Source organism: Marmoricola sp. URHA0025 HA25, assembly GCF_054059435.1.
On sequence record NZ_JBSSCD010000001.1, the window covers coordinates 2372330 to 2386491 of the forward strand.

Below are 14162 nucleotides of genomic sequence, written 5' to 3' on the forward strand. Positions count from 1 at the left end.
GATCCATACTGGCGCGTAACATCGGGAAAGCAAACGAGGTGAGGGCCAGATCACCTTCCTTGGACACCAAGTGAAACTCGAAGTTACATTTCCGGTGCGAGGCCCCGCGCCGACGCCCCCGCAACCGACGAGACACGAGGAACGACGAGATGCCCGACCGCTACCAGTCCTTCACGGCCAGCCCCATCGGGCAGCTGTTCGTCAAGAACCTCGGCCTGCCGAGCCCCGTGCGGCTCGAGCGCTACACGGCGGGTGCCCCGCTGGTCGACGGCACCGTCGTCGTGGGCGGTTCGGGCCGGCTCGTCGAGGTCGTCACCGCCTCGCTGGACAGCCTCGGGATCGCCAGCACCGCCATCGCAGCCGAGGGCGAGAAGTACAAGGGCGTCGTCTTCGACGCGACCGGCATCAGTGACGCCGAAGGCCTGGTCGCCGTCCAGCAGTTCCTCACGCCGCTTCTGCGCAGCCTCACCTCGTGTGCTCGCGTCCTCGTGCTCGGCACCAACCCGAGCCAGGCGTCCGGCGCCGAGGAGCGCATCGCCCAGCGTGCTCTCGAGGGCATCACCCGCTCGCTCGGCAAGGAGATCGGCAAGGGCAGCACCGTCAACCTCGTGTACGTCGCCCCGGGTGCCGAGTCCACCATCGAGTCGACGCTGGCGTTCTACCTCTCCCCGAAGTCGGCCTACGTCTCCGGCCAGGTGGCCCGCCTCGGCCTCACCGGCACGAAGAAGGCCGCGAAGGTCGCCGACCAGACCCGGCCCCTGGACGGCAAGGTCGCGATCGTCACCGGCGCCTCGCGCGGCATCGGCGAGCAGATCGCGCGGGTGCTGCACCGCGACGGCGCAACGGTGATCGGCATCGACGTACCCCAGGCCGCGAGCGAGCTGGTGACCCTGATGCAGGAGCTGGACGGCGACCAGCTGACGCTGGACATCACCGGCAAGGACGCTCCGCAGCGGATCGCCCACCACGTCAAGGAGAAGTTCGGGGGCGTGGACATCGTCGTGCACAACGCCGGCATCACGCGCGACCGCAAGCTGGCCAACATGGCCGAGGACCGGTGGAGCTCGGTGATCTCGGTCAACCTGGTCGCGCCCGAGCGGATCACGCGCGAGCTGCTCGACCAGGGCCTGGTCAACAAGAACGGCAGGATCATCGGCGTCTCGTCGATCGCGGGCATCGCGGGCAACGTCGGCCAGACGAACTACGCCGCCTCCAAGGCCGGTGTGATCGGGTTCGTCGACGCACTTGCCGGCGAGCTGAAGGACGACATCACGATCAACGCAGTCGCGCCCGGCTTCATCGTCACTCAGATGACCGCGGCGGTGCCGTTCGCGACCCGCGAGGTCGGCCAGCGGATGAACGCGATGGCCCAGGGTGGTCTCCCGGTCGACGTCGCGGAGACGATCGCGTGGTACGCCAGCCCCGGCTCGACCGCGGTGAACGGCAACGTCGTGCGCGTGTGCGGCCAGATGATGCTGGGCGCCTGAGATGGTCGAGCGCACGATCGAGGGAACTCCTTCGGCCCTGCCGACGATGCTCAGGGCCGCGTTGCCGGCACTGCCCGGCGTGAACCTGCTGCCGGGGATCCGCAAGACCGGCGGCGAGCTGCCCGACCTGCGGCTCACGCGGCCCGGCGTCGAGATCGACCCGGCCCACGCGGCGGCGTACGCGGAGGTCTGCGGCTTCGCGCAGAGCGGGATCCGTGGCCAGGCGCTCCCCCTCACCTACCCGCACATGCTCGCGTTCCCGCTGCACATGGGGATCATGACCGACGGCTCGTTCCCCTACCCCGCCATCGGCACAGTGCACCTGCGCAACGCGATCAGCCAGCACCGGCCGATCGCACCGACCGAGGTGCTCGACGTGACCGCTGTCGCGAACAACCTGCGTGGACACGCCAAGGGCAAGGTCTTCGACCTGGTCACCACGATCACCAGCGGCGATGACACCGTCTGGGAGTCGACGTCGACGTACCTGCGCGTCGGCAAGGGCGACAACGCCGCCACGGCCGAGGGCGCACCTCTCGAGGTGGTGCCGAGCAACGGCGTCGAGTGGCGGCTGCCCGGCAACCTCGGCCGCCGGTACGCCGCCGTCTCCGGCGACCACAACCCGATCCACCTCTACCCCCTCACGGCGAAGGCGTTCGGCTTCCAGCGCCAGATCGCGCACGGCATGTGGAGCAAGGCTCGTTGCATCGCCGCGATCGCGAACCGGCTGCCCGGCGAGGTCACGGTCGAGGTCGAGTTCAAGAAGCCGATCGTGCTGCCCGGCACGGTGGCCTTCGGCTCCCGCGTCGTCGACGACGGCGCCCACCAGGGCGTCGACTTCTCGCTCACCAACCCGAGGACGGGCGCGCCGCACCTGGTCGGCCGCACCCGCTAGGACCCCCGAGCGGGCACAAGCGCACCCCGGGAGTACGCCGAACGGGCACAAACGCACCCTGAGAGTACGCCGAACGGGCACAAACGCTGCACCGTCACCAGCATCTCTGCCCGCTCGATGCACTGTGAGGCAGCGTTTTCTCCCGCTCGACGCACTGGGGGGCTGCGTTTTCGCCCGCTAGGCGTTGCTGCCGGCTGCGTTATTGCCCGCTCGGCGTTGCTGCGGGCTGCGTTCCTGCCCTCTCGGGGTCAGGACCGGACGCGGATCAGGCCCTCCTGGGCGACGCTGGCCACGAGCCGGCCGTCCTGGGTGAAGACGCTGGCGAAGATCAGGCCGCGGCCACCCGAGGCTGACGGGCTGTGCTGGTCGTAGAGCCACCACTGGTCGGCCCGGAAGGGCCGGTGGAACCAGATCGAGTGGTCCAGCGATGCTGCCTGGATCCGGGGCGAGGCGATGTACATGCCGTGCGGGACGAGTGAGGCGCCGAGAAGGGTCATGTCGCTCGCGTAGGTGAACGCCGCGGTGTGCTGGAGCGGGTCCGACGGCAGGTCGCCGTCGGCGCGGATCCAGAGCCGGGCACGCGCCGGCTGGCCGCTCGGGTCGAGCTCCCCACCGGGACGCGAGTTGCCTGCGTAGCGCACGTCGAGCGCCGCCCACTCGCGCGCCCAGCGCTCGGACTCGTCCGAGCCCTCGCGACCGCCGAGGATCTCGTTCAGCGTCGGGCAGTCCTCCGGCTGCGGCACCTCGGGCATCGTGTCCTGATGCTCGAGTCCTTCCTCGGGCACCTGGAAGTTCAGCGTCATCGCGAAGATCGGCCGCCCGTGCTGGCGGGCGAGGACCCGACGGGTGGCGAAGGAGCGGCCTTCCCGGACGTCCTCCACGTCGTACACGATCGGCACGGCGGTGTCGCCGGGCCGCAGGAAGTAGGAGTGCAGCGAGTGCACGACGTACTGCGTCGGCACCGTCCGCGATGCGGCGACGAGCGCATGGGCGGCGACCTGCCCGCCGAAGACCCGCTGCATGACGGTGTCCGGCTGCTTGCCCCGGAACAGGTTGTCCTCGATCTCCTCGAGGTCCAGCAGCTCGACGAGCTCGTCGACCGATGCCGGCACTACTCGTCCTCGGTCTGGTCGAGCCCGGCGAGGAACTGCTCGAACTGCGCGCCGAGCTCCTCGCCCGTCGGCAGCTCGCTCGCATCGGGCATCGAGCCGTCCTCCTGGCCCAGCAGGTTGGGTCCACCGCTGTGGAAGGCGTCGTACTGCTGCTCCAGCCCGGCGACCACGGCTCCGACCTCTTCGGACTCCGCCACCTGCTCGGCGATCTCCGCCTGCCGGGCTGCGCCCGCGGCCTCGAGCGCAGAGATGTCCCACTCCAGCCCGGTCACGACGCCGACCTGTCGCAGGATCGCGGCGGAGGCCTCCGGGTATCCGAACTGCGCGACGTAGTGCGGGATGTGCGCGACGAACCCGGTGGCATCGTGTCCCCACTCCCCCAGCCGCAGCTCGAGGAGGGACTGGGCGCTCGAGGGGATCCGGATCTCGCCACGCCACACGTTCTCCGTCACGACCAGCCGCTTGGCGGTCGCGTGGTTGGTGACCTGGACGGGCCGCGTGTGCGGCACCGCCATCGGGACCGAGCCCATCGACACGGTGAGGCGCACGTCGAAGCTCTCGACGACGGCACGAACGGCCTCGGCGAACGCCTCCCAGCGGACGTCGGGCTCGGGCCCGGTGAGCAGCAGGTACGGCGCGCGCCGGTCGTCGTGCATGAGGCGCACGACGAGGCGCGGGGCCTCGTAGTCGCTGTAGTGGTCGCGCACGAACGACATCGGTGGACGTCGTGCGCGGTAGTCGTAGAACTCGTCGACCTCGAAGCTGGCCACGACGCGTCCGGCCGAGGACTCCAGGAGATGGCCCACCGCCAGCGCGGAGGCGCTGCCCGCGTCGAGGAACCCGTCGAGCGCGGTCACCATCACCGGGCCGTCTGCCAGGCCCTCGAGCTCGGCGACGTCATCGACGATGTGCACGAAGCGTGCCTGCGTCACGAGTGCTCCTGTTCGGGTGGTTGCGTGTTCAGCCTAGTGGTGCACAACGCCCGAGCGGCGCGTCCTATGCCCCGGTGCCCTCGCTCGTCGCCGATCACCCGTAGATCCTGAGGATCCGCTCGGCCGCACGCCTTGCCAGCTGCACGCCGTCCAGACCGATCACGCTCTGCAGGACCGCGTCCTGCGCGGCGTCCTGGGTGCCGCTGCCACCGTTGTGGAAGGCGTCCACCAGCTGCCAGAGACGGTCCTCGCCCTGGGTGGCTGCGATGTAGTCGCACGCCATCCACGCCAGCGCGTAGTGCCACGCCTGGTCCTCGCCGTTGAACCCGCGTGAGGCCGGCATCCCGCGCACCCCTTCGCGCGCCTTCGCCACGGCGACAGTGGCGATCCGGCGCTGGTCCTGCGGGATGTCGCGGGCTCCCATGTACTCCGCGATCCCCTCGGCGAACCACACCGGCGCACCGTCGTCGCGATCTCCCAGCGCGACGTGGGTCAGCTCGTGGCGGATGATCCGGCCGAGGAACACCGGGCCCGCCCGCAACGAGCTCGGCAGCAGCGTGAACCGGATGCCGGCCACCGCCGGCTGGCCCGGTACGGCGTACATCGGGAACGTCATCGCCCCGAGGTGGGCGATGTTGCCGCCGGGCACTCCCTCGAAGCTGTCCAGCACCACCTGACGTCCGAAGACGTACACGACGGCGCGGCCGTCCCAGTCGAACGGCACGGCGCTGCGGATGCTCGCGACATCGGAACGCAGCTCCGCGCCGACGCTGTCCGCACGCGCCCAGGTCGTGTCGTCGTAGAGCTGCAGCGTCTCGGAGTCGCTGCGCACATGGATGCGGACGAGGTCCCAGGGCGCTGGGTTCGAGCCGGGGAACGGCTTCCCGGCACCGGTGAGCTCGGAGACGACCACCACCTGGCCGTGCCTGCGCGCCAGCGCGAACCCGGTCACGCGCTGCACCGGGAAGGCGTCGAAGTCCCGCAGCTGGATCGACAGCCGCACCTGCGGCACCACGACGTCGTTGCCCCAGCTCGACAGCCGGAGTCCGGCGGGCCAGTCGGACTTCAGGACGAGGTAGGAGAACTTCTCGACCGGCAGCTGCCGGAGGTTCGCGAAGTATCTGCGCTGCCGCCGGACCAGCTCCTTGTCGTCGGTGTCCAGGGTCTTCAGGAACCCGGGCAGGTCGCCGTCGCGGACCGCGGCAGCGCGCTGGTCGAGCACCTGCTGGGCCTCGGTCCGACTGACGGCACCACCGGCGCCGAGCAGGCTGGCGTCGCCGCTCGACGAGCAACCGGCCAGGAGCCCGGCCACGAGCAGGAGCAATGCGAAGAGTGCGACCAGGGGGCCGCCGGGTCGAGTGGTGCGCATGGCGCGTCAGTCGATGTCGACCAGGGAGTGACCCGCGTCGATCGCCGTGACGTCCTCCACGATCCGGCGGGCCAGCGTCTGGGCGGTGAGGCCGATCCGCTCCAGGATGGCCTCGCGCTTCGCGTGGGCGAGGAACTCCTGAGGTACGCCGTGCAGCCGGAACGGCGTGCGCACACCCTCGTCGTTGAGCACCTGCAGCAGGTTGGCGCCGAAGCCACCGATGCGGCCGTTGTCCTCGACGGTGACCACCAGCCGGTGCCGGGCTGCCAGCGGCACCAGCGCCGGGTCGATCGGCTTGACCCAGCGGGGGTCGACCACGGTGGCGCCGATGCCCTGGTCGGTCAGCCGCTCGGCGACCTCGACGGCGGTGGCCGCCATGGCGCCCGGGGCGACGAGCAGGACGTCGAGCGCGCCCTGGCGCACGAGCACGTCGCAGCCGCCCGCGCGGTCGACCGCCGGGATGTCCTCGGCGGGGGGCGCGCCCTTGGGCAGCCGGACGATCGTCGGGGCGTCGTCGACCGCGACCGCCTCGCGGAGAAGCTCTCGGACCCGGGCGCCGTCGCGCGGTGCGGCCAGGCGCAGGCCCGGCACGACCTGGAAGATCGACATGTCCCACATGCCGTTGTGGCTGGCGCCGTCGTCGCCGGTGACCCCGGCCCGGTCGGTCACGAAGGTCACTCCGCAGCCGTGCAGCGCCACGTCCATGAGCACCTGGTCGAAGGCGCGGTTGAGGAAGGTCGCGTAGATCGCGACGACCGGGTGCATCCCGCCCATCGCGAGGCCGGCGGCGCTGGTCACGGCGTGCTGCTCGGCGATCCCGACGTCGAAGGTGCGGTCCGGGAAGCGCGCCGCGAACCGGTCGAGCCCGACCGGGTAGAGCATCGCGGCCGTGATCGCGACGATGTCCTGGCGCTCCTCACCGATGGCGACGATCTCGTCGGAGAAGAAGTCCGTCCAGATCCGCCCCTTCGGCCGCGCCTCGCCGGTCTCGACGTCCATCGGGCCGATCTGGTGCATCTGGTCGACCTCGTGGCGCTCGGCCGGGTCGTAGCCGAAGCCCTTCTGGGTGATCACGTGCACGATCACCGGCCCGCCGAACCGCTTGGCCTGGGCGAGCGCCTGCTCGACAGCGACCCGGTCGTGCCCGTCGATCGGGCCGACGTACTTCAGGCCGAGGTCCTCGAAGAGGCCCTGGGGCGCCAGCGCGTCCTTCATGCCCTTCTTCATCGCGTGGAGTGCGTCGTAGACCGCGGGCCCGACACCGCGCACGCCGTTGAGCCGGCGCTTGAGCTGGTCGAGGACCTGCTCGTAGCGGGGATTGGTGCGCAGCGCGGTGAGGTGCTTGGCGAGACCGCCCACGGTCGGCATGTAGGACCGGCCGTTGTCGTTGACCACCATCACCAGCCGCCGGTCCGCGCCGACCGCGATGTTGTTCAGCGCCTCCCAGGCCATGCCACCGGTGAGGGCGCCGTCGCCGATCACGGCGACCACGTGCCGGTCCTCGCCGCGGATCGAGAAGGCCTTCGCGAGGCCGTCGGCGTACGAGAGCGCGGTGGACGCGTGGGAGTTCTCGACCAGGTCGTGCGGCGACTCGGCGCGGCTGGGGTAGCCGGAGAGGCCGCCCTCGGTCCGCAGCGTGTCGAACTGGCCCGCGCGGCCGGTCACCATCTTGTGGACGTAGGCCTGGTGGCCGGTGTCGAAGACGATCTTGTCGCGCGGGGAGTCGAACACACGGTGGAGCGCGAGGGTGAGCTCGACCACGCCGAGGTTGGGTCCGAGGTGGCCACCGCGCGGGGCGCAGGTGCGGACCAGCTCGTCACGGATCTCCGCGGCGAGCGCGACGAGCTGCTGGTCGTCGAGCCGGCGCAGGTCCTGGGGACCGGTGATCGCCTCCAGCTGGCCCATGCCCCCTGCCTCTCGTCGCCCGCGTCGTCCCGTCGTGCGCGGAACCGTTGAAGTCTATAGGCCGGCCAGCTCGATCACCGCGACGGCAGGCTCGTGCAGGCTGCCCAGCCAGAGCCGGCCGCCGTGCTCGCGCACCCCGGTGACCATGTGGTAGCCGGACGCGTCGCCGGTGATGTCGTGGACCACCTCGCCGGCGTCGTCGAAGGCCATCACGCGGACGGTCCGCTTCGGCTTCGGCTGCAGTGCCTCCGGGATCCGGGTGACGGCCTTGCGGACCGCGAGCGGCGCCCGCCGCCGCACCACCTCGACCACCGGGTCCTTCGGCGAGGCGATGGTGACCCAGATCAGGCCGTCGGAGCCGCGCGAGATGTTGTCGGGGTAGCCGGGCAGGTCCTCGCACAGGAAGTCCCGCTCGCCGGCACGCTCCCCGGTCAGCCACACCCGTACGACGGTCCGGGCGCCGGTCTCGGCCACCGCCACGAACGACTCGTCGGCGGCCAGCGCGACCCCGTTCGCGAACGCCAGGCCGTCGAGGTGCTTCTCCACGCTGCCGTCGGCGCGCCGGCAGAAGAGCCGGCCGGTCCGGGTGTCCTGGACGAAGTCGTCCTTCCACCGCTCGATGCTGTAGCGCGTCGAGCTGTCGGAGAACCAGATGTCGCCGCTGCGGGCGACGGCCGCGTTGTTGCAGAACACCATCCGGTGCCCGTTGACCGTGTCGACCAGGCGCTCGACCTCACCGGTGCCGGTCTCCATCGCCAGCAGGCCCTGGTGGGCGTCGGCCACGAGCAGCCGGCCGTCGGGGAGCAGCTCGATGCCGAGTGGTCGCCCGCCGGTGTGCCCGACGAGCTCGACGCGGCTGCCGTCGGGCCGCACCGAGAAGACGCTGCCCTCCTCCGTGCCGGTGTAGATCAACCCGTTGTCGGCGACCACGACGTCCTCGGCTCCCATCGCCGGCACCGGGTGGACCACGACGGGTCGCGCGTCGGTCTGGCTCACGATGCCCTCCTCAGCGAGCGGTAGAGGTCGGAGGCCAGGAAGCCGGGCACGAAGTGCCGGCACGAGGCCGCCAGGTCGAGCGCCGGCACGTCGACGGGGTCGACGAAGACGATCTGCCGGCCCTCGCCGACGACGATGTCCGTGTCGGTGACCTCCACCGGCGCGGCGTACACGTGATAGCGGCCGTGGTGGCCGTCGGGATAGGTGAACTCCTCGTCGCGCCACAGTCGCAGGCTGCCGAGCGGCAGGACCAACCCGGTCTCCTCGGCCAGCTCGCGGTAGGCCGCCGGCTCGAAGTCCTCGCCGTCCTCGACGTGCCCGCCGACCATGCCCCACTGGTTCGCCGCGCGCGGCGCCCCGGCGTCCCGTTCCTGCAGCAGCACCCAGCCACGGGGGTCGACGAGGAGCACGACGGCGATCGGGACGGGATCCATGGGCTCACCCTAGTGACGCGGACCTCACATCCGGGCGACGTACCGGCGGCCCCGGAGGGCCTCCTCCATGAGACCGACGGCACGGCGTACGCCGATGAGCCGTGCCGCCTCCCGCTCCCAGATCTCCAGGGCGGCAGCGATCTCGGACTGGCCCGCGACGTCGCGCAGGACGCCTCGCGCCTCACTGAGGCCACGCTCGACCGCCGCCTGGCCCGCCTCGACGTGCAGGACCGCGAACCTCGCGAGGACGACCGGGTGGCGGCGCAGCCCCGGGTAGGCGCGGTACTCCGGCGGGCAGGTGTCGAGCAGCCAGTTGATCGCGGTGCGCTCCCAGTCAGGTGTGCCGGGCGGCCTGACCGTCGGGGGCCAGCCAGGCGGAGCGACCGGCGCGGACCCGGGTGCCGCGGTGCGCGGCACCGGATCCGGTTCGCGCCAAGAGACGAACATACCGTCATGTTCGCACGTGTGTTCGACAGCGGCAAGCTCGTCAGCCGAGAGTGCGCACGACCGCGCTCACCGCGGCCACCAGCCGGTCGGTGTCGTAGCGATCCGGTTCGGTGAGCAGGAGCCGGCCGAAGTGCTCCATCACCGCCACGACGGCCTGGGCGAGCAGCTCGGCGTCGAGGGCAGGTCCGCCGCGGGCCACGACCGCCAGCCCCACCATGCCGGCCAGCTGCCGGACCACGGCGTCGCGGTCGGAGGCGATCCGCCGGCGCACCTGCTCGGGCACGTTGTGCGGCGCGAGCAGGATCGGCTGCCAGGTCATCGGGTCCTCGCGAACCTGGTCGATGAGCCGCCGGGCAGCTGCCGAGACCAGCGCCTCCAGGTCGAGCAGATCCGGCTCGCGCGGCATCGCAGCGGCGAGCTGGCGGAGGGCGCGTTTCTGCTGGCGGTCCAGGAGTGCGCCGAGCAGGGGCGCGAGCCCGTCGAAGCTGCCGTAGACCACGGGCCGGGTGACGCCGGCCTCCCGCGCGATCGCGTCCACCGACACGGCGTCGTAGCCGTCGCGGACGATGACGGTCAGGGCCGCATCGAGGAGCTGCTCGCGACGGACCGCCGCGGGCACGCGCGCGGCGTACGGGCGGCGCTTGCGGGGTGCGGTGGTCGTCACGATGCGGGACCGCTCTGGACGCGAATGCTACACATGTGTAGTAATGGTGCCATGGCACTCAGGAAGCTGCTCGCGCGACCCGCCGTCACCCCCCACGAGGACTACGGGTTCTTCGGTCCGGACTCGGTCACCTGGAGGGTCTGGAGCTACCCGACCTCGCTCACCGTCGGGTTCCAGCGCGCGGTCGTGGTCGAGGAGCTGGACCCGGCGCTCGTGGCCTCGGTCGACGAGACGCAGGCGATCTTCGACCGGCCACGCACCCGTTATGACCGCACGCTTCGCTACTTCGCGCTGGTTGCATTCGGCGACAGCCGGAGCACCTCTCAAGCCGCCGACGTGCTGGTCAAGGTGCACAGCAAGGGCATCGGCACCGACCCGGTGACCGGCAAGAGGTACGACGCCAACGACCCGGCGTCCCAGCTCTGGATCCAGCTCACCGCCTGGCACTCGATCCTCAAGGCCTACGAGATGTACGGGCCCGGCAAGCTGTCCGCCGAGGACGAGGCGCAGTACTGGGCCGAGTGCCGGGTGGCCGCCGAGCTGCAGACCTGCTCCCCCGACGACATTCCCCGCACCCGCGAGGGGCTGCGCGCCTACTACGCGCGGGTGCGGCCCCAGCTGCTCGGCTCGGACCTCGCCCGGAACGCTATGGACCACCTCCTCCGCGCGGACGTGATGCTGCCGCCGGCCCCACGTGCGCTCGCACCGATCACGTGGGTGACGACCCGAGCGCTGCGGGCGGCGACCATCGCGACGATGCCCCGCTGGATGCGCGACCTGGCCGGTCTGCGGCAGTCCCGTGCGGTCGACCTGGCCGTCCGGCCGGTGATGCGGGTGGCGTTCGCGGTGGCCAACCAGAACAGCAGGCTCAAGCTCGCCATGCTCACCTTCCTCTCGCCGATGACGCGCGACGTGGTCGCCCCGGTGCTCTTCGAGGTCACGCCGGTCCATCCGGTCGTCCGGACGCCCGCGGAGGCACGCGCGCTGTACGGCTACGCCAGGCCGGCGGACGCGCACCTCGACCTGCGGGCGCGACAGGCCGCGAAGGTCTTCGGCGAGGGCGGACCGCCCAGCGACGAGGGCATCGTGGAGTCCGAGCCCATCCTCGGAGCGATCGGCGCCTGAGCGCGCTGCCGAAATGCCCCATTCGGCCGGAAAACTGGACCACCGACGCGAAATTACTGGACCAGTCCCCCGTTTTCGTGTCATGAACCCGGCCGCGCTCCGTTCCTCTGGCGAACGGCCCTCCAGGGCCCAGCGACAGGGAACCCCGATGGACAGCAAGCTGACCACGACCTCGACGATGGCGGTCCAGATCGCCACGGCCACGGCCGAGCAGGACCACGCGCTCGTCGCCGAGTTCGTCTACGACCCCACCGACGCCTGCGCGGTGACCCTGGTCATCCAGACCCTGTCCGGCCCGGTGCACTGGACCTTCAGCCGGGAGCTCCTCGTCGAGGGTCAGTACGAGCCGGTCGGCGACGGCGACGTGCACGTCTGGCCGTGCCTCAGCGCCTGCGGCGACGCCGTGGTGATCGTGGAGCTGTCCTCTCCCGCCGGCGAGACCCTGCTGCAGTTCCCGACGCGCGCCGTCCACGACTTCGTGTACTCCTCGATCGACGCAGTGCCCCTCGGTGGCGAGAAGGTCGACGTCGATGCATGGCTCGAGAAGCTGCTCGCCGACTGAGCCCGACCGGTCGCTACCGCTCCGCCAGGTGCTCCTCCACGCGCGCGACCTTCGCGGCCAGCTGTCCGCTGTCGAAGCCGCGGCGGATGTCCGCCTTGAGCACCAGCCCGACCCGCGGTGAGCTCTCCGCGACCCGGAAGACCGCCTGCTTCACCACGGCCATCACCTCGTCCCAGTCGCCCTCGATGTTGGTGAACATCGAATTGGTCTCGTTGGGGAGGCCGGAATCGCGAATGACCTGTACGGCGTCCGCGACCGCCTCGCTGACTCCCCCGGTCTCGTCCGCGCCCGACGGGCTGATGCTGATGGCCACGATCATGGGGCCACGCTAGCCAGCGAGGGCACCAGGCCACGGAGGCGCCCCAACGCATCGCGGTGCTGGGACTTCACCGTCCCCACGCTGATGCCGAGCACCTGCGCGGTCTCCCGCTCGGTGAGGTCCTCGTAGTAGCGCAGCACGATCACTGCGCGCTGCCGTGGTGCCAGCCGCGCCAGGGCCGCGGCCAGGTCGAGGTCGTGACCTCCGGAGGGCGCCTGGGTCTCCGGCACCCTGTCGGTCAGCTGCTCGCGGCCCTTGTGGCGACGCCACCTGCTGATGTGGTCGTTGACGATGACCTTGCGCAGCCACGGCTCGGGGTGGTCCCCGATCCGCCGCCAGTGCGCCACCGCCTTGACCAGCGCGCTCTGGACCAGGTCCTCGGCGAGGTGGACGTCGCCGCAGAGCAGGTACGCCGTGCGCACGAGGGCCGGGCGTCGCTCGGCGACGTACTTCTCGAACGACGTGCGCTCGGCGTCGTGGCGGCTACCCACGTCGTCTCCGCCACAGCAACAGCGCCACGAGGATGCCGCCGGCTCCGACGAGGGTGGCGATCCCGATCCACGCCCGGTCAGGCGGGACAGGCGGTCGCCGGCCGTGGACCAGCGGCTCGGCGACGAGGTCGGTCGCGACGGACAGCTGGTTGTCGGATGCGACCAGCTCCGGGTCGACCTTGCCGATCTCGCGGAGGTCGCCCGACTGCAGGTCTGCGGTGAAGAGCGAGGCGCTCGCGCTCGACTCGCTCCCGGTCGCCAGGACGGTCCGGGCGTCGCGCCAGCCCAGGATCTCGACGTACTGCAGCTCTCCGACGCGACGCAGCGCGGGGACCGTGCCGTCGGACTGCGCGCGCCCCGCATCGAGGGGTCGATACACCTTCTCGGTGTCTGCCGGAACGACCGCCACCAGGTCGCCGGACCGGGACACGGCGTCGAAGCTCGCCTGGGGTGACTCGCTGGCGAACCGCACCCGGTCGCCGGGTCGGTGGACGAACCCTCCCGATGCGACGACCAGTCCGTCGTAGCCGCCCGAGCGGACCGGGGTGAGCAGCGACCCGTCGCGACTGCGCTGCAACGACGAGATGTCGGGTACGTCGCTCGTGGTGACGACCGGCGCTGCCGAGCCCGCCCAGAAGTAGGTGTGCACCTTTCGCGCTGCCGTCCGGGTGGTCTTCCACCACACCTCGAAGGCGACCGTGCTCGAGTCGACCCAGAACGGCACCTGCTCGCTGAGGCCGTGCTCGCTCACGAAGGGCGCGCGGGCGACCGAGCCGTCCTCGGTGTCGTAGATCGCGAAGCCGCCGACGTGGCGCGGCGTGCCGCGGGGGGTCTCGTCGTCGTACGCCGTTCCGGTCGTGGGTCCCGAGGTCCAGTAGGCCACCCGCCGACCGTCCGGTGACAGGGCGACCGGGGTCCCCAGGACCTGGCCGGGCAGGTCCAGGAACCGGTAGGCGCCTGTGGTCGCGGAGATCCCGAACACGGCGTTCGAGAACGTGAAGTCACCGAAGTCGCGCTCGCCGCCACCGAGCACTGCCAGACGCCCGAGCGGTCCGTCCTGTGCCGTGCCGGCCAGGCGCGGGTCGGGGGAGTAGATGTTCTCGGGGACAGCGGGAGGATGGGGATCGCCCGCAGGCATGACCACCGTCCGGGACGGAGCGGCCAGCGCCACCCAGCCCGCGACCACGGCCAGGAGCAGGCCGACCGAGACGACGACCACCCGCCGACGGCCGACTCGCCTCCGCCCGCGGGCCCAGAGCTCCCGTGCGTCGTCGTGTGCCGTCGGCACCGCCTCGCGCGCCAGCTCCCGCAGCGCCCCACCGAGCTCGCTCATCGCGGCCACCTTCCCAGAAGACTTCGGCCCTGTCCGTGACACGCACGAACAGGGCCGAAAGGTGGGGAGGTCGCGGAAAAGCTCCCGGGCA

Annotated in this window: 15 protein-coding genes; 4 read left to right on the top strand and 11 right to left on the bottom strand. The window is 71.2% G+C overall.

Annotated features, from left to right (window positions below; translation table 11 throughout):
- Window positions 1–149 precede the first annotated feature (149 nt).
- Together ACVW00_RS11695 and ACVW00_RS11700 are read left to right on the top strand one after the other, a co-directional pair.
- The gene (locus ACVW00_RS11695) at window positions 150–1487 is read left to right on the top strand and encodes a 3-oxoacyl-ACP reductase (RefSeq protein WP_457111068.1); all 1338 of its coding nucleotides are present in this window, start codon (window positions 150–152) and stop codon (window positions 1485–1487) included.
- 1 nt (window position 1488) lies between these two features.
- A complete protein-coding gene (locus ACVW00_RS11700; RefSeq protein ID WP_457111069.1) occupies window positions 1489–2382 on the top strand; it encodes a MaoC family dehydratase in 894 nt (297 codons plus the stop codon).
- Window positions 2383–2630: 248 nt separating this feature from the next.
- On the opposite strand, the gene ACVW00_RS11705 is transcribed toward ACVW00_RS11700, so the two are convergent.
- From ACVW00_RS11705 to ACVW00_RS11740, 8 genes are all read right to left on the bottom strand, one after another.
- Window positions 2631–3494, bottom strand: a complete 864-nt coding sequence (locus ACVW00_RS11705; RefSeq protein WP_457111070.1) for an acyl-CoA thioesterase — start codon at window positions 3492–3494, stop codon at window positions 2631–2633.
- Window positions 3494–4426 carry a proteasome assembly chaperone family protein gene (locus tag ACVW00_RS11710; protein ID WP_457111071.1) on the bottom strand — a complete coding sequence of 311 codons (933 nt, stop codon included), beginning with the start codon at window positions 4424–4426 and terminating at the stop codon, window positions 3494–3496. The genes ACVW00_RS11705 and ACVW00_RS11710 overlap by 1 nt, the downstream gene beginning before the upstream one ends.
- A 94-nt stretch (window positions 4427–4520) precedes the next feature.
- Window positions 4521–5795, bottom strand: coding sequence for a hypothetical protein (locus ACVW00_RS11715; RefSeq protein ID WP_457111072.1), 1275 nt, complete (start codon window positions 5793–5795; stop codon window positions 4521–4523).
- A gap of 6 nt (window positions 5796–5801) precedes the next feature.
- The gene (dxs, locus tag ACVW00_RS11720; RefSeq protein WP_457111073.1) at window positions 5802–7700 is read right to left on the bottom strand and encodes a 1-deoxy-D-xylulose-5-phosphate synthase; all 1899 of its coding nucleotides are present in this window, start codon (window positions 7698–7700) and stop codon (window positions 5802–5804) included.
- 54 nt (window positions 7701–7754) lie between these two features.
- Window positions 7755–8696 carry an SMP-30/gluconolactonase/LRE family protein gene (locus ACVW00_RS11725; protein WP_457111074.1) on the bottom strand — a complete coding sequence of 314 codons (942 nt, stop codon included), beginning with the start codon at window positions 8694–8696 and terminating at the stop codon, window positions 7755–7757.
- The gene (locus tag ACVW00_RS11730) at window positions 8693–9130 is read right to left on the bottom strand and encodes an NUDIX domain-containing protein (protein ID WP_457111075.1); all 438 of its coding nucleotides are present in this window, start codon (window positions 9128–9130) and stop codon (window positions 8693–8695) included. Before ACVW00_RS11730 ends, ACVW00_RS11725 begins: the two co-directional genes overlap by 4 nt.
- A 24-nt stretch (window positions 9131–9154) precedes the next feature.
- Window positions 9155–9577 carry a hypothetical protein gene (locus ACVW00_RS11735; protein WP_457111076.1) on the bottom strand — a complete coding sequence of 141 codons (423 nt, stop codon included), beginning with the start codon at window positions 9575–9577 and terminating at the stop codon, window positions 9155–9157.
- A 40-nt stretch (window positions 9578–9617) separates the two neighbouring features.
- Window positions 9618–10241 (bottom strand): TetR/AcrR family transcriptional regulator, encoded by a 624-nt coding sequence (locus ACVW00_RS11740; protein WP_457111077.1) that lies wholly within the window; start codon window positions 10239–10241, stop codon window positions 9618–9620.
- A 51-nt stretch (window positions 10242–10292) separates the two neighbouring features.
- On the opposite strand from ACVW00_RS11740, the gene ACVW00_RS11745 reads away from it, so the two are divergent.
- A complete protein-coding gene (locus ACVW00_RS11745) occupies window positions 10293–11366 on the top strand; it encodes an oxygenase MpaB family protein (RefSeq protein WP_457111078.1) in 1074 nt (357 codons plus the stop codon).
- A gap of 148 nt (window positions 11367–11514) precedes the next feature.
- Window positions 11515–11928 carry an SsgA family sporulation/cell division regulator gene (locus tag ACVW00_RS11750; protein ID WP_457111079.1) on the top strand — a complete coding sequence of 138 codons (414 nt, stop codon included), beginning with the start codon at window positions 11515–11517 and terminating at the stop codon, window positions 11926–11928.
- Between the two features lie 13 nt (window positions 11929–11941).
- Here the strand turns inward: ACVW00_RS11750 and ACVW00_RS11755 are convergent, their stop codons facing one another.
- From ACVW00_RS11755 to ACVW00_RS11765, 3 genes are read right to left on the bottom strand one after another with little or no spacing between them, the layout of a single operon-like run.
- Entirely contained in the window at window positions 11942–12247 is a 306-nt protein-coding gene (locus ACVW00_RS11755) for a thiamine-binding protein (protein ID WP_457111080.1), read from the bottom strand.
- A complete protein-coding gene (locus ACVW00_RS11760; RefSeq protein WP_457111081.1) occupies window positions 12244–12738 on the bottom strand; it encodes a SigE family RNA polymerase sigma factor in 495 nt (164 codons plus the stop codon). Before ACVW00_RS11760 ends, ACVW00_RS11755 begins: the two co-directional genes overlap by 4 nt.
- Window positions 12731–14071 (bottom strand): hypothetical protein, encoded by a 1341-nt coding sequence (locus ACVW00_RS11765; RefSeq protein WP_457111082.1) that lies wholly within the window; start codon window positions 14069–14071, stop codon window positions 12731–12733. The genes ACVW00_RS11760 and ACVW00_RS11765 overlap by 8 nt, the downstream gene beginning before the upstream one ends.
- Between the last annotated feature and the right edge of the window lie 91 nt (window positions 14072–14162).

Excerpts from the sequence above, each read along its gene's own strand:
- ACVW00_RS11745 (WP_457111078.1), top strand. The coding sequence starts at position 10,293 with ATGGCACTCAGGAAGCTGCTCGCGCGACCCGCCGTCACCCCCCACGAG.
- ACVW00_RS11750 (WP_457111079.1), top strand. The coding sequence starts at position 11,515 with ATGGACAGCAAGCTGACCACGACCTCGACGATGGCGGTCCAGATCGCC.
- ACVW00_RS11730 (WP_457111075.1), bottom strand. The coding sequence starts at position 9,130 with ATGGATCCCGTCCCGATCGCCGTCGTGCTCCTCGTCGACCCCCGTGGC.
- ACVW00_RS11755 (WP_457111080.1), bottom strand. The coding sequence starts at position 12,247 with ATGATCGTGGCCATCAGCATCAGCCCGTCGGGCGCGGACGAGACCGGG.
- ACVW00_RS11765 (WP_457111082.1), bottom strand. The coding sequence starts at position 14,071 with ATGAGCGAGCTCGGTGGGGCGCTGCGGGAGCTGGCGCGCGAGGCGGTG.
- ACVW00_RS11700 (WP_457111069.1), top strand. The coding sequence starts at position 1,489 with ATGGTCGAGCGCACGATCGAGGGAACTCCTTCGGCCCTGCCGACGATG.
- ACVW00_RS11715 (WP_457111072.1), bottom strand. The coding sequence starts at position 5,795 with ATGCGCACCACTCGACCCGGCGGCCCCCTGGTCGCACTCTTCGCATTG.
- ACVW00_RS11695 (WP_457111068.1), top strand. The coding sequence starts at position 150 with ATGCCCGACCGCTACCAGTCCTTCACGGCCAGCCCCATCGGGCAGCTG.
- ACVW00_RS11735 (WP_457111076.1), bottom strand. The coding sequence starts at position 9,577 with ATGTTCGTCTCTTGGCGCGAACCGGATCCGGTGCCGCGCACCGCGGCA.
- dxs (WP_457111073.1), bottom strand. The coding sequence starts at position 7,700 with ATGGGCCAGCTGGAGGCGATCACCGGTCCCCAGGACCTGCGCCGGCTC.